We start from the raw sequence: 16757 nt of genomic DNA, 5'->3' as shown, positions 1-16757 counted from the left end.
GAGTGGAGCCGACACCCCCGGCCAGGAGGAGTTCGCCGATGAGCAGCCCCCGCACGCCCCGCCGCCGGCCCCGGCCGCTGTTCGCCACCCCGGCGGCGGCCCTCGCCACCGCGGGACTGCTCGCCGCCGCCCACGTCCTCGGCAGCTCGCCCGCCACCGCCTCGGCCACCGTTTCCGCCGACCCGCCCGCCGTGGCGGCAGCCCTCGGCACCACCGCCACCGCGCCCGCCGACCGGGCCTCCGCCCGGGTCGGCGCCCTGTTCGGCGGCACCATCGGGCCCGGGCACCACTTCTGCTCGGCCAGTGTGCTGCAGAGCCCGACCCGCGACCTCGTCCTGACCGCCGCCCACTGCGTCGGAAGTACCGACGGCCTCAGCTTCGTGCCCGGCTACCGCGACGGCAGCGCCCCGTACGGCACCTGGCAGGTCACCGCGATCTACGCCCCCGACGCCTGGACCGAGGACCGCGACGAGGACGCCGACTACGCCATCCTGCGGGTCGCCCCCGCCGCCGACGGCCACCGGGTCGAGGACGTGGTCGGCGGCAACGCCCTCGGCATGGACGACCCGTTCACCTCGCAGGTCCGCCTCTACGGCTACCCGGCCCGCGCCGAGGCGCCGCTGCTGTGCACCGACACCACCACCCGGCAGTCCGCCACCCAGCGCCGGATCGAGTGCCCCGGCTACCCGGGCGGCACCAGCGGCGGCCCATGGATCAGCACCCGCACCGGCGAGGTCGTCGGCGTCATCGGCGGCTACCAGGAGGGCGGCGACACCGCCGACATCTCGTACAGCTCGTACTTCGACCACACCATGATCGCGCTCTACCGCCGGGCCGTCACCGCGGCCCCCTGACGCGGCGGGAGGGGCGCACCGCACAGCCGGCAGCACCGCGAGCCGGGGCGCAGCGCCGCCGGGACGGCGACGGCCTGCGCATTCACCTGCGCGACGGCCTGCGCGTTCACCTGCGCGACGGCCCCGGCGGCCCGGTGGGCGGGCGCACGGCCGTGCTCCGCCGGGGCGTCCTCGGCGGCGGGGGAGGGGTGCCCCTGCTGCCGGACGGCCCGTGCGCCGTCCATCCGGGCGGGCGCCAGCTCCGCCCAGACGGTGCGCCGCCCGTTGGCCTCGCCGGTGGCGCCCCAGTGCTCGGCCAGCGCGTTCACGATCCTCAGGCCGCGGCCGAAGTCGCCCCCGTCGGCGGGCCGGTGCGCCGGGTCGCCGTCCGAGGTGCCCTCGTCGGTGACCGCGACGCGGACCGCCCCGTGCCCGCGCCGGATCTCCACCCACAGGAAGCCGCCGGCCCCGGAGCGGCTGTGCACCACCGCGTTGGTCACCAGCTCGGAGACGATCAGGACCGCGTCCTCGGCCTGCGCCAGCGGTTCGAGAGCCTCGCGGACCATGCGCCGCGCGTCCCGCACGGACTCGGGCACGCCGGGGAATCGGGCGATCCACATCATGCTGCTGCACCCCTCCGATAATCTTTCCGCTGTCGCGTGACTACATACAGTCATGCTCGAATGCGAGCTTGAAAGCTCGGGTACGTCGTTGTCAAGCTGATCCGAGAAACCGTGAGACGGGGGTTGACGTGGGCGAGTTGGGGCGACCGGCCTATCTGCGACTGGCCGACGTGCTGCGCTCGCGGATCCACTCCGGCGAGCACCGACCCGACGCGCGGATGCCGAGCATCGCCGACCTGTGCCGCGAGCACGGGCTCTCCGAGCAGCCCGTCCGGCAGGCGCTGCGGGTGCTCAACGCCGAGGGCCTGACCGAGGGCCGCCCCGGCTCCGGCACCTACGTCCGCCGCCGTCCGGCGCCCGCCCGGATCCCCCGCGGGCGCTACGACGCGGCCGGCAGCCCCTTCGGGGGCCACACTCCCGGCGGCGTCCCGCGCTGGACGCACGACTCCCAGAAGACCTGGGCGACCAGCACCCTGGCGCTGCGCCTGCGGATCACCGAGGGCGACCCGATCATGCAGACCCGGTACGCCTTCCTCGCCGCCGACCAGCCCGCCCAACTGTCCACCAGCTGGGAGCCGCTCGCGCTGACCGGCGGCACCGAGGTCGTACGGCCGGAGTTCGGCTCGCTGGCCGGGCTCGGCGTGGTCGAGCGGATGGCCCGGATCGGCGTGACCGTCACCAGGGTCACCGAGGACGTCACCGCACGCCCGGTGCTGGAGGCCGAGTCCGGCCCGCTGGGGGTGGCGCTCGGCTCCACCGTGCTCTCCATCGAGCGCACCCACTGGGCCGGCCGCCTGCCGGTGGAGACCGCCGACATCGTCCTCGCCGCCGAGCGGAGCCGGCTGGTCTACGAGATCGGGGTGCCCGCAGAGATCACCCCGGAGAGTGACGCCGCCCGCTGAACCGGGTGCATTCGACCGCGCACCGCGTACGCCGGGGGCGCGTTCCCGATTCCGTGCGCCGTTTGCCCCGTACACTCCCGGCACCTGGACAACGGAGGTGCCGAACACCGTGACCGCCGCCGACGCCGGACCCACCGCCGCCGACTCCGAGGAGCGCCGGGCGGACTGGTTCGAGCTCTTCTTCGACCTGGTCTTCGTGGTGACCGTGGCGATCCTCGCCCGCGGCCTGCACGGCGACCCGGGCGGCGCCGAGTTCGGCAGGTTCCTGGTGCTCTTCTTCCCGGCCTGGTGGGCCTGGGTGAACCTGATGACCACCGTCAACATCTCCGGCCGGGACATCGACCGGTCGCTCAGCCAGCCCATGCTGATCGCCGCCATGCCCGGCCTCGGCGTGATGGCCGCCGCCGCCCCCGACGGCCTCGGCGGCCACGCCTGGCTCTACGCGCTCGGCGCGGCCTGGGTGCGGGTCGTCTGCTTCCTGGTGTGGCTGCGGCCCGCGCTGCGCCGGGAGAGCGCACTGCCGCTGTGGCGCCCCGTCACCTACTGCCTCGTCCCGGCCGCGCTCTGGGCGGTCTCCGCACTCGTCCCGGACGGCTGGCGGTTCGTCCTCTGGGGGATCGCGATCGCCTTGGAGGTGGTGCTGCTCGCCGTCCGCAGCGAGTACGGCGCCGCGCTCTACGCCCAGCTCTCGGTGGAGCACCTGGTCGAGCGGATCACGCTGTTCGTGGTGATCGTCCTCGGCGAGAGCGTCTTCACCGTCGTCGCGACCTTCGCCGACCACCTCACCGCCGCCTCCGGGGCCGCGGCCCTCGCCGCCTTCCTGCTGGTGGCCGAACTCGCGGCGGTCTTCTTCGTCTGGGGCACCACCGAGGCCGCCCGCGGGCTCGGCCGCGCCCAGGCCGGCGACGCCCACCGGGTCATCCGCGACACCGTGATGTACCTGCCCTACTTCCTGGTGGTCGCGGTCACCCTGCTCGCTGCAGCCCTCGGCACCGCCGTCGCCGAACCCGTCCACCGGCTGCCGGCCGGCGCGGACTGGGCGCTCTGCGCCGGTGTGCTCGGCTTCTACACCACCAACGCGGCCATCGCCCTGCGCTACGGCGACCCCGCCCGCGCCGTCCTCGGCTGGTACGTCCCCTGCCTCGTGCTGACCGCCGTCCTGCTCGTCCCCGGCGTCCTGCTGCTCCCCGCCTGGGCCGCCGTCCTCTGCGGCGCCGCCGAGGTCTTCGCCCTCGCCCTGCTCGTCAAGCACCGCGCCCGCCGCCGCCCGGCCTGACCCCGCCTCACCCGTAGACGGTGGCGGAGTCCAACACCCGCGCGAAGAACGCCCGGTCGCCGCCCCCCGGCATCGTCCACCCGACGTTCGGGTACCAGCCGGGGGAGTCCTCGACACAGGAGGCCGGCGCCTCCAGGAAGTCGCCCAGCGTGGCGTTCTCCCACTCCTCCCCGCGCTCGCGGAACTCCGCGGACAACCCGCGGACGAACACCGCCGGCTCCTCCCGGCTGCCCACCCCGTCCCACGGCAACGCCGCCCCGTCCGCCCCGTCGGTGACCGCCGTGCCAGGGGGCTACTTCGCCGCGCGGATCTCGGCGACCCGGCGCTCGACATCGGCCAGGAACCAGGCCGGGACCTCGCCGGTCGCGCGCAGGTGCCGGCGTTCGTCGGCGCCGAGGGTGCCCGCTGCGTCGTCGACCGCGAACGCGTAGTCGGCCATCCGGCCCGAGGCCTCGTCCCGCCGCATGTCACCGGCCATCCCGGCGGCGGTCCGTGCCGCCGTGCCGCTGCGACCGCCGACCGCACCCAGCGCGGTGATCCAGCCGAACAGGCCCACCGTGTGGGCCTTCTTCCTGAGATCCTCACGGACGGCCGGCCAGCACAGCCGTTCGTCCGTCACATTCGGTACCTGCCCGGGACCGCTCATGCCCCCGCCTCCTTCGATCGGCGGGTGGAGCGTAGTGGCCCGCGCGCCGATCGTGCCCCTGGTCGACCGGTGCACACGGCGCCCCGCCGCAAGGGATGTCCTCACCTGGGCCGGCCGGGCTCGGGGGCCTCCTCGGCGAGCGACTTGATGCCGTGGAGGGTGGCCTCGATGCCGGCGCGCAGTTCGTCGAGGCGGCCGGCGACCAGTTGTTCCTCGCGGTCCGGCATGCGCTCGATCCAGGGGCTGATGCCGGAGCGGCCCGGCCCGATCCGGACGGAGTGCCGGAGCAGGGTGCCGCCCGGCGCGGGCTCCAGCTCGAACCGCCAGGTGGCCAGCCGGCCGGACGGGTCCTGCACGGGCTCCCCGAACCGGCCGTCCGCATCCATGACGGCCCAGCCGAGGACGCGCCCGTCCTCGAAGTCGACGATCTGCGAGACGGTCCGCCAGTCGCCCGCGACCGGGTGCCGGTTGTGGCCCGCGAAGCGCGCGCCCGGCGCCGGCGCGGTGGCACCGCCGAGCCATTCGACGCGCTGCAGTTCCGGGCTCAGCCGGGCGGGCAGACCGATGTCGGTCACCAGCTCCCAGACCCGCGACACGGCCGCCTCGACACGGACCTCGGACCGGGCGCTCGGCCCGTCGGCATACCGCACGCCGTCTCCCCCTCGCTGCGCGAACCACGGTGCGCGCCCGGTGTGCCTGACGGACCGTCATCCGGCTCGCCGAGGGTCCGGACAGAACGACGAAGGCCCGGATCCAGTGGATCCAGGCCTCGTACACGCACTTGCTGGGAAGTGCCCCCGGTAGGATTCGAACCTACGCACCCGCCTCCGGAGGGCGGTGCTCTATCCCCTGAGCTACGGGGGCCTTTCGGCCGTCGCTTGCTGCGACGTGGAGAACACTACCAGGCCCGCAGGGTGATCCGTGCATGCGTTTCGGGGAGGCGTCGCCGGGTCGCCAGGGGGGTCGAAGTCGGGAAAGGCCGGACGGCGGGGTGGGCGCGCGGCTACCCTCGGTGATGTGCCGGGAACGTCCGGGCGGGTCCTCGTGGTGGACGACAGCGAGGTGATCCGCCAGCTGATCAGAGTGAACCTCGAGCTCGAGGGCTTCGAGGTGGTCACCGCCGCCGACGGCGCCGAGTGCCTGGAGGTCGTCCGCCGGGTGCGCCCCGACGTGGTGACGCTGGACGTGGTGATGCCGCGCCTCGACGGTCTGCGGACGGCGGCCCGACTGCGCGCCGCGCCGGAGACCCGCGCCCTGCCGATCGCGATAGTCAGCGCCTGCACCCCCGCCGACCTCGACCGCGGGGAGTCCGTCGGTGTGGACGGCTACCTCGCGAAGCCCTTCGACCCGGCGGACCTGGTCGAGCTGGTGCGCCGGCTGATGCGTCCCGGCCGGCCCGAGGGGGGTGGCGGCGGTCGCGTCCCCGGCTACGCCTTCGGGGGTGGCGAGCGTTCCGAGCACTCCGCCGTATTCCGCTCTCGGCGAACAGATCGGGCTTGACGGTCCCGCTCCCTGGTGCAACGCGTCTCAACGGGTAAACCGAGTGGCGGACGCACACCCCGTCTCGCCTACGCTTGGCGTCGTGACACCCGCAGAGCTTTCCCAGGCAGTCCAGGCCGCAGTGAGCGCCGCCGTCGAGGCGGGCGAGCTGGCCGTCGCCGTGCCCGAGCACGTGACGGTCGAGCGGCCCAAGAACAGGGACCACGGCGACTACGCCACCAACGTGGCCCTCCAGCTCGCGAAGCCGGCCGGTATGCCGCCGCGAGCCGTTGCGGAACTGCTGGCCGCCCGCCTGCGAGAGACCACCGGCGTCGCGAAGGTCGACATCGCCGGTCCGGGCTTCCTGAACATCACCCTCGACGCCGCCGCCCAGGGCCTGCTGGCCCGCACGGTGGTCGAGGCCGGCCAGGCGTACGGCCGGAACGAGGCCCTCAAGGGCCTGAAGATCAACCTGGAGTTCGTGTCGGCCAACCCGACCGGCCCGATCCACATCGGCGGCGTCCGCTGGGCGGCCGTCGGCGACTCGCTGGCCCGTGTCCTGCGCGCCACCGGTGCCGACGTCACCACCGAGTACTACCTCAACGACGCCGGCGTGCAGATCACCAAGTTCGCCCGGTCGCTGCAGGCCGTCGCCAACGGCAAGCCCGTCCCCGAGGACGGCTATGTCGGCGAGTACATCGCCGACATCGCCAAGGCGATCACCGACGGCGTGCCCGGCGTGCTCGACCTGCCCGAGGACGAGCAGCTCGAGGTCTTCCGGGCCGAGGGCCTCAAGCTCATGGTCGCCGAGATCAAGCGGTCGATGGACGAGTTCGGGGTGCACTTCGAGACCTGGTTCTCGGAGAAGTCGCTGCACGACTCGGGTGCCGTCGAGCAGGCCATCGACCGGCTGCGCGAGCAGGGCCACGTCTTCGACCAGGACGGCGCCATCTGGCTGCGCACCACGGACTTCGGCGACGACAAGGACCGCGTCCTGGTCAAGGCCGACGGCGAGACCACCTACTTCGCCGCCGACGCCGCCTACTACCTGAGCAAGCGGGACCGCGGTTCCGAGGTCTCGGTCTACATGCTCGGCGCCGACCACCACGGCTACGTCAACCGGCTCAAGGCCATCGCGGCCTGCGCCGGCGACGACATGGACCGCAACATCGAGGTCCGGATCGGCCAGTTCGTGAAGATGCTGCGCGACGGCCAGGAGGTCCGCCTCTCCAAGCGCGCCGGCAACATCATCACCATCGACGACGTCGTGGACTGGATCGGCGTGGACGCGGCGCGGTACATGCTGGCGCGTTCCTCCACCGACTCCACCATCACCATCGACATCGACCTGGTCACCAGCCAGTCGAACGAGAACCCGGTCTTCTACGTGCAGTACGCGCACACCCGGATGTGCGGCGTCGCGCGCAAGGCCGCCGAGCTCGGCGTCGACAAGGGCCCGGCCGAGGCGTTCAGGCCCGAGCTGCTCGCCACCCAGTGGGAGAGCGACATGCTCGGCGCGCTGGGCGAGTTCCCGCGGGTCATCGCCACGGCCGGCGAGCTGCGCGAGCCGCACCGGGTCGCGCGCTACCTGGAGGACCTCGCGGGCAAATACCACCGCCTGTACGAGAACTGCATGTTCCTGCCGAAGGGCGACGAGGAGCTCACGGACACGCACCGTGCGCGCCTCTGGCTGGTCGAGGCGACGCGCACGGTGCTCGCCAACGGCCTGACGCTGCTCGGCGTCTCCGCCCCCGAGCGGATGTAAGCACCAGCCCCATGCGCACAGCGGGGGCGGCGGACGGTCGACGGAGACCGTTCGCCGCCCCTCGCCATAAGCCAAGGAAGTAGCCAGACATGAGCCGCTCCGCACACCCCGCAGGCCCCCGGCACGGCGACGTGCTGACCGAGGGCCACTACCAGGCGCCGCCGGCCGACCTGAACGCGCTCGACCCCAAGGTGTGGTCGAGGACCGTCAGCCGCGACGAGGACGGCGTGGTGACCGTCGGCGGCCTCGACGTGAAGGCGCTGGCGGCCGAGTTCGGCACCCCCGCGTACCTGATGGACGAGGCGGACTTCCGGGCCCGGGCCCGTGCCTGGCGGGACGCCTTCGGGGCGGACGCGGACGTCTACTACGCCGGCAAGGCCTTCCTCTCCAAGGCGGTCGTCCGCTGGCTGCACGAGGAGGGCCTCAACCTCGACGTGTGCAGCGGCGGCGAGCTCGCCGTGGCGCTGGCCGCCGGCATGCCGGGGGAGCGGCTGGCGCTGCACGGCAACAACAAGTCGGTGCTCGAGCTGGAGCAGGCGGTGAAGGCCGGGGTCGGCCACATCGTCGTCGACTCCTACGAGGAGATCGAGCGGCTGGCCGCGGTGGCCGAGCGGCAGGGTGTCCGCCAGCGGGTGCTGATCCGGATCACGGTCGGTGTCGAGGCGCACACCCACGAGTTCATCGCCACCGCGCACGAGGACCAGAAGTTCGGCCTGTCGCTGAACGGCGGTTCGGCCGCGGAGGCCGTCCGGCGGGTGCTCGCGCACCCGGAGGCGCTGGAGCTGCGCGGCATCCACTCGCACATCGGCTCGCAGATCTTCGACACCGCCGGTTTCGAGGTCGCGGCCCGCCGGGTGGTCGGCCTGCTGGCCGAGATCCGCGACGAGCACGGCGTCGAACTGCCCGAGATCGACCTGGGCGGCGGCCTCGGCATCGCGTACACCAGCGACGACGACCCGCGGGAGCCCGCCGAGATCGCCGCCTCGCTGACCGAGATCGTCCGCCGCGAGTGCGCCGCCGCGAACCTGGCCGCGCCCCGGCTGTCGGTGGAGCCGGGCCGCGCGATCGTCGGCCCGACCGCGTTCACCCTGTACGAGGTGGGCACGGTGAAGCCGCTGGAGGGCCTGCGCACCTACGTCAGCGTGGACGGCGGCATGTCGGACAACATCCGCACCGCGCTGTACGACGCCGAGTACTCGGTGGCGCTGGTCTCGCGCACCAGCGACGCCGAGCCGATGCTGGTCCGCGTGGTGGGCAAGCACTGCGAGTCCGGCGACATCGTGGTCCGGGACGCCTTCCTGCCGGCCGACCTGGCCGCGGGCGACCTGATCGCGGTGCCGGCCACCGGCGCGTACTGCCGGTCGATGGCCAGCAACTACAACCACGCCCTCAAGCCCCCCGTGGTCGCCGTCCTGGACGGTGCGGCCCGGGTGATCGTCAGGCGCGAGACGGAGGAGGATCTCCTGCGTCTTGATATCGGCTGACGAAATCCTTGTCTCAAATCATGGACCGGCCGTAGATCTGTGCGGAAAGTCCCGGAGACTGGTAGAGACCGAATACCGTCGGGCATCCGGAATTGCCCGGCGGAGACCGAGAATGCAGAGCGGAGTCGGATGATGCGTACGCGCCCGCTGAAGGTGGCGTTGCTGGGCTGTGGTGTGGTGGGCTCCGAGGTGGCGCGCATCATGACGACGACGGCCGACGACCTCGCCGCGCGGATCGGCGCGCCGGTCGAACTCGCCGGGATCGCCGTCCGCCGGGCCGGGCGGGTCCGGCCCGGGGTGCCCGAGCACCTGATCACCACCGACGCGGAGGCCCTGGTCAACCGGGGCGACATCGACGTGGTGGTCGAGGTGGTGGGCGGCATCGAGCCGTCCAGGCAGCACATCCTGTCGGCCTTCGCCAACGGCGCCTCGGTGGTCTCCGCCAACAAGGCGCTGCTCGCCCAGGACGGCGCCGAGCTGCACGAGAAGGCCGCCGCGGCCGGCGTCGACCTCTACTACGAGGCCGCGGTCGCCGGCGCGATCCCGTTGATCCGCCCGCTGCGCGAGTCGCTGGCCGGCGACAAGGTCAACCGGGTGCTGGGCATCGTCAACGGCACCACCAACTTCATCCTCGACAAGATGGACACCACCGGCGCCGGGTACTCCGAGGCGCTGGAGGAGGCCACCGCGCTGGGCTACGCCGAGGCCGACCCGACCGCGGACGTCGAGGGCTTCGACGCCGCCGCCAAGGCCGCGATCCTGGCCGGCATCGCCTTCCACACCCGGGTCACCGCGGCCGAGGTCTACCGCGAGGGCATCACCGAGGTGACCGCCGCGGACATCGCCTCCGCCCAGCAGATGGGCTGCGTGGTCAAGCTGCTGGCGATCTGCGAGCGCGCCGCGGACGGCGAGTCCGTCACCGCCCGCGTCCACCCGGCGATGATCCCGCTGTCGCACCCGCTGGCCTCCGTCCGCGAGGCGTACAACGCGGTGTTCGTGGAGTCCGAGGCGGCCGGCCGGCTGATGTTCTACGGCCCGGGCGCCGGCGGTTCGCCGACCGCCTCCGCCGTCCTCGGCGACCTGGTCGCGGTCTGCCGCAACAAACTGGCCGGTGCCACCGGTCCGGGCGACTCGGTGTACACCCGCCTGCCGGCCAAGCCGATGGACGAGGTCGTCACCCGCTACCACGTCAGCCTGGACGTCGACGACCGCGCGGGCGTGCTCGCCCAGGTCGCGTCCGTCTTCGCCGAGCACGGCGTCTCCATCGACACCGTGCGCCAGCAGGGCCGCGACGGCGACGCCTCGCTCGTCGTGGTCACCCACCGCGCCACCGACGCCGCCCTGTCGGCGACGGTCGACAAGCTCCGCGCGCTGGACAGCGTGCGCGACGTGGCCAGCATCATGCGGGTCGAAGGGGAGTAATCGACATGAACGCCATCGCCGAGAGCAGAGTGAGCGGCGCCCGCACCCACCAGTGGCGGGGCCTCATCGAGGAGTACCGCGACCGGCTTCCGGTCACCTCGGCCACGCCCGTGGTGACCCTGCTGGAGGGCGGCACGCCGCTCGTCCCCGCCCAGGTGCTCTCCGAGCGCACCGGCTGCGACGTGTACCTCAAGGTCGAGGGCGCCAACCCCACCGGGTCCTTCAAGGACCGCGGCATGACGATGGCCATCTCCAAGGCGAAGGAGGACGGCGCCCAGGCCGTCATCTGCGCCTCCACCGGCAACACCTCGGCCTCCGCCGCCGCCTACGCGGTGCGGGCCGGCATGGTGCCGGCGGTGCTCGTCCCGCAGGGCAAGATCGCCCTCGGCAAGATGGGCCAGGCCATCATCCACGGCGCGCACATCCTGCAGGTGGACGGCAACTTCGACGACTGCCTCACGCTGGCCCGCGAGCTGTCCGAGAAGTACCCGGTGGCGCTGGTCAATTCGGTGAACCCGGTGCGGATCGAGGGTCAGAAGACCGCCGCCTTCGAGATCGTCGACATGCTCGGCGACGCCCCCGACATCCACATCCTGCCGGTCGGCAACGCGGGCAACATCACCGCGTACTGGAAGGGGTACCGGGAGTACGCCGCGGACGGCCTGGCCACCCGCACCCCGCGGATGTGGGGCTTCCAGGCAGCCGGTTCGGCCCCGATCGTCGACGGCGCCCCCGTCCGCTCCCCGCAGACCATCGCCACCGCGATCCGGATCGGCAACCCGGCCTCGTGGGAGTACGCGATCGCCGCGCGCGACGAGTCCGGCGGCCTCATCGACAAGGTGACCGACCGTCAGATCCTCTCCGCTTACCGGCTGTTGGCCTCGCAGGAGGGTGTCTTCGTGGAGCCCTCCTCGGCGTCCGGCGTGGCCGGCCTGCTGGCCAAGGCCGAGGCCGGGCTGGTCGATCCGGGCCAGCGGATCGTCTGCACCGTCACCGGCAACGGCCTGAAGGACCCGGACTGGGCGGTGGCCGGCGCCCCGCAGCGCCCGGAGATCGTCCCGGTCGACGCCGAGTCCGCCGCGCGCCGCCTCGGCCTGCTCGACTGACGGCGGCTCAGCCGACCCGCACGACAACGGGCCGACCCTTTCGGGGGTCGGCCCGCGGCCGTCCGCCGATGACACGTACGTGTTGATTCCGCGCTGATTTCCCCGCTCAATTCCGCATCGTTTCCGGCCACAAAGGGCAACACGGCCGATCGGTGCCGAGCAGGGTGTACCGCTGTGGAACCTGTCTTCGATAGGCTGGTTCCGTCGGGACGCGCATGGACGCGCTATTTCCCGCACCGCCGGGTCCCTGGAGTCCAGTGGCCCCGCGGCCGTACCACCGCTGGCCCCATCCCTTCGGGCAGCCCTCACTCCCCAGGAGAGTCCACCGCATGGCCGGTCCTGCGTTCCGTGCCGCCGCCGTCCGGGTCCGGGTCCCCGCGACCAGCGCCAACCTCGGCCCCGGCTTCGACGCCTTCGGACTCGCCCTGGGTCTCTACGACGACATCGTCGTCCGCGTCGCCGACTCCGGCCTCTCGGTCGACATCGCCGGCGAGGGTTCCGACAGCCTGCCGCGCGACGAGCGCCACCTCGTCGTCCGCTCCATGCGGGCCGCCTTCGAGCGCCTCGGCGGCCAGCCGCGCGGCCTCGAGGTCGTCTGCGCCAACCGCATACCGCACGGCCGCGGCCTCGGCTCCTCCTCCGCCGCCATCTGCGCCGGCATCGTCGCCGCCCGCGCCGTCACCATCGGCGGGGCGAACGCGCTCGACGACGACGCCCTGCTCGCGCTCGCCTCCGAGCTGGAGGGCCACCCGGACAACGTCGCCGCCTGCCTGCGCGGCAACTTCACGGTGGCCTGGACGGCCGAGGACGGCGCCCGCACCATCGTGCTCGACCCCTCCGAGCAGGTCGTCCCGGTGGTCTTCGTGCCCGCGAACGAGGTGCTCACCGAGACCGCCCGAGGCCTGCTGCCGAAGACCGTCCCGCTCGCCGACGCCGCCGTCAACGCCGGCCGCGCCGCGCTGCTCGTCGAGGCCCTCACCCGCCGCCCCGAGCTGCTGCTCACCGCCACCGAGGACCGCCTCCACCAGGACTACCGCGCCTCCGCGATGCCCGACAGCGCCGCGCTGGTGGGCGCGCTGCGTGCGCACGGCGTGCCGGCCGTGATCTCCGGCGCGGGCCCCACCGTGCTGGCGCTCACCGACGAGGCCTCCGCGGAGAAGGTGCTCGGCCTCGGCGGGCCCGAGTTCGCCGCCCACCGGCTGGAGTTGGACCGTACCGGTGCGTGCGTCCTGCCGCTCGACGTCTGAGCCGACAACGAACGCGGCCACACCCGCGGGAACGGAAACGATTGACAAGAACAGGGCTGGGGAATGTGTCAGGGGGTCGGTAGTGTTAACCTCATTGCTGCACCAGACACCCTCCGGGGCTCGGTGCGCCACGTCCCGATCCCGCCCCTTAAGGTTGGCACCGTCCGCACCTGCAGGGTCCGGAAGGACGGGACCACGATTTTCCGGGAGCCCACCACAGCGCGTACGCAGCCTGCCTGCGCGACTGCGGCGCATCCCGAAGCCGTGACGGCACCTGACTCCCATCCGCGGCCTCCGCACTGAGGCACGGGCGGGCGGAGCCCGAGGTACCGCCACGCGACGGGGGCCCGGGAACCACAGGCAGCGAGGCCGGCACGAGACCGGCCCACCGCGCCACTTCGCACCACAGTGCACCGCACATTCGCAGCGTCCACCCGATCGGCTGGTCCTTTCGGGGGGACAACCGCCTCGGACCAGCGTGATTCGGCGTTGGTCAGGACAGCACAACCGGTCGCCGTGCCAGACAGGCCGACGTCCGCTCCAGGGAAGGACCCTTAGTGAGCGACACCACCGATCTGATGGGCGCGCGCCCGGACGCCGACGCGTCGGACGCAGCCGCCGCCCCCGCGGCCCCGGCCAGGCGCCGTCGCAGCGCCGCCGCAGGCCTCGACGGCCTGGTCCTTGCCGAGCTGCAGAAGCTCGCCACGGGCCTCGGTATCAGCGGTACCGGACGGATGCGCAAGAGCCAGCTCATCGAGGCCATCAAGGAGAAGAGCGGCGGCGACCCGCTGCTCGCCGGCGCCGCCGCGCCCGCTCCGGCCGCCAAGCGCACCGCCACCAAGGCCGCTGCCGCCGCCCCCGCCGAGGAGGCGCCCGCCGCCAAGGCCGCCGAGGAGAAGCCGGCCCGCCGCACCCGCGCCGCCGCCGCAGCCGCTGCCGAGGAGCAGCCGCAGGCCCAGATCGAGATCCCGGTCCAGGCCGCTGCGGAGGCCGCCCCGGCCCGTGCCGAGCGCACCCGCCGCCGCGCCACCTCCGCGGCCGGTGCCCCGGTCGCCGAGGTCGCCGCCGAGCCGGCCGGCACCGTGGTCGCCGAGGCCAAGGCCGAGACCCGGACCGCCGAGCAGCGCCCCGTCGAGGGCGAGGCGGCCCGCACCGAGCGCCGCGACCGCCGTGACCGGCGCGACCGCCGCGAGGGCGGCGAGCGCACCGAGGCCGCCGAGGGCCAGGACAGCGACTCCCGCGAGTCCCGCCGCGACCGCCGCAACCGCCGCGACCGCGACCGGGCCGACCGCCAGGGCCAGCCGCAGACCGGCACCCAGCAGGACGGCCCGGCCGCGCGCCAGGGCCAGCCCGCCGGGCAGCAGCAGGCCGGCGGCTACGACGACGACGAGTTCGGCGACGGCCGCCGGGGCCGGCGCGGCCGTTACCGCGACCGCCGGGGCCGTGGCGGCCGCCGCGAGGGCTTCGAGGGCAGCGCCCCCGAGCCGCAGATCGGCGAGGACGACGTCCTCATCCCGGTCGCGGGCATCCTCGACATCCTCGACAACTACGCGTTCGTCCGCACCTCCGGCTACCTGCCGGGGCAGAACGACGTCTACGTCTCGCTCGCCCAGGTGCGCAAGCACGGCCTGCGCAAGGGCGACGCCATCACCGGTGCGGTGCGCCAGCCCCGCGACGGCGAGCGCCGCGAGAAGTTCAACGCGATGGTCCGCCTCGACTCGGTCAACGGCACGGACCCGGACGGTTCCCGCAACCGCCCCGAGTTCGGCAAGCTGACCCCGCTGTACCCGCAGGAGCGGCTGCGCCTGGAGACCGACCCGGGCGTGCTGACGACCCGGATCATCGACCTCGTGTCGCCGATCGGCAAGGGCCAGCGCGGTCTGATCGTCGCCCCGCCGAAGACCGGCAAGACGATGATCATGCAGGCGATCGCCAACGCGATCACCCACAACAACCCCGAGTGCCACCTGATGGTCGTCCTCGTCGACGAGCGTCCCGAAGAGGTCACCGACATGCAGCGGTCGGTCAAGGGCGAGGTCATCTCCTCGACCTTCGACCGTCCGGCCGAGGACCACACCACCGTCGCCGAGCTCGCCATCGAGCGTGCCAAGCGCCTGGTGGAGCTGGGCCACGACGTGGTGATCCTGCTGGACTCGATCACCCGCCTGGGCCGCGCCTACAACCTGGCGGCGCCCGCCTCCGGCCGCATCCTGTCCGGTGGTGTCGACTCGACCGCGCTCTACCCGCCGAAGAAGTTCTTCGGCGCCGCGCGCAACATCGAGAACGGCGGCTCGCTGACGATCCTCGCCACCGCCCTGGTGGAGACCGGCTCCCGTGCCGACGAGGTCGTCTTCGAGGAGTTCAAGGGCACCGGCAACATGGAGCTCAAGCTCGACCGCAAGCTCTCCGACAAGCGGATCTTCCCGGCGGTGGACGTCGACGCGTCCTCCACCCGCAAGGAGGAGATCCTGCTCGGCAAGGAGGAGCTGGCGGTCACCTGGAAGCTCCGCCGGGTGCTGCACGCGCTCGACTCGCAGCAGGCCATCGAGCTGCTCCTGGACAAGATGAAGCAGACCAAGAGCAACGCCGAGTTCCTGATGCAGATCGCCAAGACCACCCCCGGTTCCGGCGACTGATCCGGCTCGCGTCGCAGGGCGAGGCCCCGCACCGCATCCGCGGTGGGGGCCTCGCCCTTTTCCGTGGGGCCTGCGTCGGGCCCGCGCCGCGGGGCTCGCCCGGGGCCGCAGCCCTCCGCCGATCGGCGGAGGACGGATTCCCTTATGCTCGAAAAGCCCCGTTCGAGCAGAAAGGGGAGGAGATGTCCGATCGGCGTGAGCCTCGAAGCAGACGCCGCAAGGTGCTGCGCATCGCGGTGTTCTCCGCGATCGGGCTGCTGCTGGTGGGTGCGGGTGCGGCCGGCTACGCGTACTGGAAGCTCAACGGCAACATCCGCAGCGTCGACATCGACACCCAGCTCGGCCCCGGTCGTCCGCCCGCCTCGGTGGGCGGCGCCTTCAACATCCTGCTGCTCGGTTCGGACTCCCGGGCCGGCGCCAACCACTCGCTGGCCGGCGGCGCGGTCGGCGACACCGCCCGCTCGGACACCGCGATGGTGGTGCACGTCAACCGCGAGCACACCGCCGCCTCGGTGATCAGCATTCCGCGCGACACCCTGGTCGCCCGCCCGGCCTGCACCGCCCCGGACGGCACCGCCACCCCGACCCTGCGCAGCGCCATGTTCAACTCCGCGTACGAGGTCGGCGGCCCGGCCTGCGCGGTGAAGACGACCGAGCAGCTCACCGGGCTGCGGATGGACCACTTCGTCGAGGTGGACTTCGCCGGCTTCGCGGGCCTGATCGACGCCATCGGCGGGGTGGACGTCACCACCACCGTCGACATCTCCGACCAGGACAGCGGACTGCACCTGGCGGCCGGCAGCCACCACCTGAGCGGCGCCGAGGCGCTGGCCTTCGTCCGGACCCGGCACGGCGTCGGCAACGGCAGCGACCTCGGCCGGATCGAGCTGCAGCAGCAGATGGTGAAGTCGATCATGAAGCAGGTCGGCTCGCTCGGGCTCACCTCCAACCCGGCCCACCTGTGGTCGATCGCCGACAAGCTCACCAGGTCGATGACCACCGACTCCGACCTCGCCTCTGTCAGCGCCCTGGTCGGCCTCGCCAACACCCTCAAGGGCATCGGGCCGGACCAGATGACCATGGTGACCCTGCCGGTGGTGAGCGCGCCCAGTGACCCCAACCGGGTCGTCCCGCGCACGCCCCAGGCCGCCCAGCTGTGGGCCGCCCTGGCGGTCGACGGCACCGTCCCGCAGTCCGTGGTGAGCATCCAGCCGTCCAACCCGGCCGACAGCACCCCGAGCCCCTCGCCGCGGAGCACCGCGACCCGCACGCCGGCCGTGGCCGGCCGGGAATAGTCCGGGTCGCCTCCCGGTTTGGGAAGAGGCGGCCGGTGCTGGC

At 73.1% G+C, this 16757-nt stretch carries 15 protein-coding genes and 1 tRNA gene; 11 read left to right on the top strand and 5 right to left on the bottom strand.

What is annotated here, in order from left to right; genetic code table 11:
- Positions 1 to 38: 38 nt before the first annotated feature.
- Positions 39 to 854, top strand: coding sequence for a serine protease (locus tag AB0P35_RS07290; RefSeq protein WP_363507641.1), 816 nt, complete (start codon positions 39 to 41; stop codon positions 852 to 854).
- Here AB0P35_RS07290 and AB0P35_RS07285 read toward each other — a convergent pair.
- Positions 824 to 1456 carry an ATP-binding protein gene (locus AB0P35_RS07285; protein ID WP_363507638.1) on the bottom strand — a complete coding sequence of 211 codons (633 nt, stop codon included), beginning with the start codon at positions 1454 to 1456 and terminating at the stop codon, positions 824 to 826. The genes AB0P35_RS07290 and AB0P35_RS07285 overlap by 31 nt on opposite strands.
- Before the next feature lie 128 nt (positions 1457 to 1584).
- Between AB0P35_RS07285 and AB0P35_RS07280 the strand changes: the two genes are divergently transcribed.
- Entirely contained in the window at positions 1585 to 2358 is a 774-nt protein-coding gene (locus AB0P35_RS07280) for a GntR family transcriptional regulator (protein WP_363507636.1), read from the top strand.
- A 109-nt stretch (positions 2359 to 2467) separates the two neighbouring features.
- Positions 2468 to 3634, top strand: coding sequence for a low temperature requirement protein A (locus AB0P35_RS07275; RefSeq protein WP_363507633.1), 1167 nt, complete (start codon positions 2468 to 2470; stop codon positions 3632 to 3634).
- A gap of 7 nt (positions 3635 to 3641) precedes the next feature.
- On the opposite strand, the gene AB0P35_RS07270 is transcribed toward AB0P35_RS07275, so the two are convergent.
- The 4 genes from AB0P35_RS07270 to AB0P35_RS07255 form a co-directional block, all read right to left on the bottom strand.
- Positions 3642 to 3845, bottom strand: a complete 204-nt coding sequence (locus AB0P35_RS07270) for a hypothetical protein (RefSeq protein WP_363507631.1) — start codon at positions 3843 to 3845, stop codon at positions 3642 to 3644.
- An 81-nt stretch (positions 3846 to 3926) separates the two neighbouring features.
- Positions 3927 to 4280: a hypothetical protein gene (locus tag AB0P35_RS07265; protein ID WP_363507629.1), complete on the bottom strand. Its 354-nt coding sequence runs from the start codon at positions 4278 to 4280 to the stop codon at positions 3927 to 3929.
- Between the two features lie 101 nt (positions 4281 to 4381).
- Positions 4382 to 4930, bottom strand: coding sequence for an SRPBCC family protein (locus AB0P35_RS07260; RefSeq protein WP_363507628.1), 549 nt, complete (start codon positions 4928 to 4930; stop codon positions 4382 to 4384).
- A 142-nt stretch (positions 4931 to 5072) separates the two neighbouring features.
- Positions 5073 to 5144 (bottom strand) — tRNA-Arg (locus AB0P35_RS07255).
- Positions 5145 to 5297: 153 nt separating this feature from the next.
- Here AB0P35_RS07255 and AB0P35_RS07250 point away from each other — a divergent pair.
- The 8 genes from AB0P35_RS07250 (at position 5298) to AB0P35_RS07215 (ending at position 16714) form a co-directional block, all read left to right on the top strand.
- Entirely contained in the window at positions 5298 to 5780 is a 483-nt protein-coding gene (locus AB0P35_RS07250; protein WP_363507625.1) for a response regulator, read from the top strand.
- An 82-nt stretch (positions 5781 to 5862) separates the two neighbouring features.
- Positions 5863 to 7524 (top strand): arginine--tRNA ligase, encoded by a 1662-nt coding sequence (argS, locus tag AB0P35_RS07245; RefSeq protein ID WP_363507622.1) that lies wholly within the window; start codon positions 5863 to 5865, stop codon positions 7522 to 7524.
- A gap of 89 nt (positions 7525 to 7613) precedes the next feature.
- Positions 7614 to 9008 (top strand): diaminopimelate decarboxylase, encoded by a 1395-nt coding sequence (gene lysA, locus AB0P35_RS07240; protein ID WP_363507619.1) that lies wholly within the window; start codon positions 7614 to 7616, stop codon positions 9006 to 9008.
- Between the two features lie 129 nt (positions 9009 to 9137).
- Positions 9138 to 10430 carry a homoserine dehydrogenase gene (locus AB0P35_RS07235; RefSeq protein ID WP_095873157.1) on the top strand — a complete coding sequence of 431 codons (1293 nt, stop codon included), beginning with the start codon at positions 9138 to 9140 and terminating at the stop codon, positions 10428 to 10430.
- Between the two features lie 5 nt (positions 10431 to 10435).
- Positions 10436 to 11536 (top strand): threonine synthase, encoded by a 1101-nt coding sequence (gene thrC / locus AB0P35_RS07230; RefSeq protein WP_363507616.1) that lies wholly within the window; start codon positions 10436 to 10438, stop codon positions 11534 to 11536.
- A gap of 329 nt (positions 11537 to 11865) precedes the next feature.
- Positions 11866 to 12783, top strand: coding sequence for a homoserine kinase (gene thrB / locus AB0P35_RS07225; protein ID WP_095873155.1), 918 nt, complete (start codon positions 11866 to 11868; stop codon positions 12781 to 12783).
- Between the two features lie 557 nt (positions 12784 to 13340).
- Complete coding sequence (gene rho, locus AB0P35_RS07220) at positions 13341 to 15419, top strand: transcription termination factor Rho (protein WP_363507613.1); 2079 nt, start codon at positions 13341 to 13343, stop codon at positions 15417 to 15419.
- Between the two features lie 182 nt (positions 15420 to 15601).
- Positions 15602 to 16714: an LCP family protein gene (locus tag AB0P35_RS07215; protein WP_363507610.1), complete on the top strand. Its 1113-nt coding sequence runs from the start codon at positions 15602 to 15604 to the stop codon at positions 16712 to 16714.
- Positions 16715 to 16757 lie beyond the last annotated feature (43 nt).

Source organism: Kitasatospora sp. NPDC085879 (assembly GCF_040686255.1).
GTDB lineage: Bacteria > Actinomycetota > Actinomycetes > Streptomycetales > Streptomycetaceae > Kitasatospora.
Note: the sequence above shows the minus strand (reverse complement) of the source record. Positions and strands in the feature narration are given on the sequence as shown.

What these genes read in the sequence shown, in the direction of transcription:
- AB0P35_RS07290 (WP_363507641.1), top strand. Translation starts at nt 39, where the DNA reads ATGAGCAGCCCCCGCACGCCCCGCCGCCGGCCCCGGCCGCTGTTCGCC.
- AB0P35_RS07285 (WP_363507638.1), bottom strand. Translation starts at nt 1,456, where the DNA reads ATGATGTGGATCGCCCGATTCCCCGGCGTGCCCGAGTCCGTGCGGGAC.
- AB0P35_RS07265 (WP_363507629.1), bottom strand. Translation starts at nt 4,280, where the DNA reads ATGAGCGGTCCCGGGCAGGTACCGAATGTGACGGACGAACGGCTGTGC.
- lysA (WP_363507619.1), top strand. Translation starts at nt 7,614, where the DNA reads ATGAGCCGCTCCGCACACCCCGCAGGCCCCCGGCACGGCGACGTGCTG.
- AB0P35_RS07235 (WP_095873157.1), top strand. Translation starts at nt 9,138, where the DNA reads ATGATGCGTACGCGCCCGCTGAAGGTGGCGTTGCTGGGCTGTGGTGTG.
- thrC (WP_363507616.1), top strand. Translation starts at nt 10,436, where the DNA reads ATGAACGCCATCGCCGAGAGCAGAGTGAGCGGCGCCCGCACCCACCAG.
- thrB (WP_095873155.1), top strand. Translation starts at nt 11,866, where the DNA reads ATGGCCGGTCCTGCGTTCCGTGCCGCCGCCGTCCGGGTCCGGGTCCCC.
- AB0P35_RS07215 (WP_363507610.1), top strand. Translation starts at nt 15,602, where the DNA reads ATGTCCGATCGGCGTGAGCCTCGAAGCAGACGCCGCAAGGTGCTGCGC.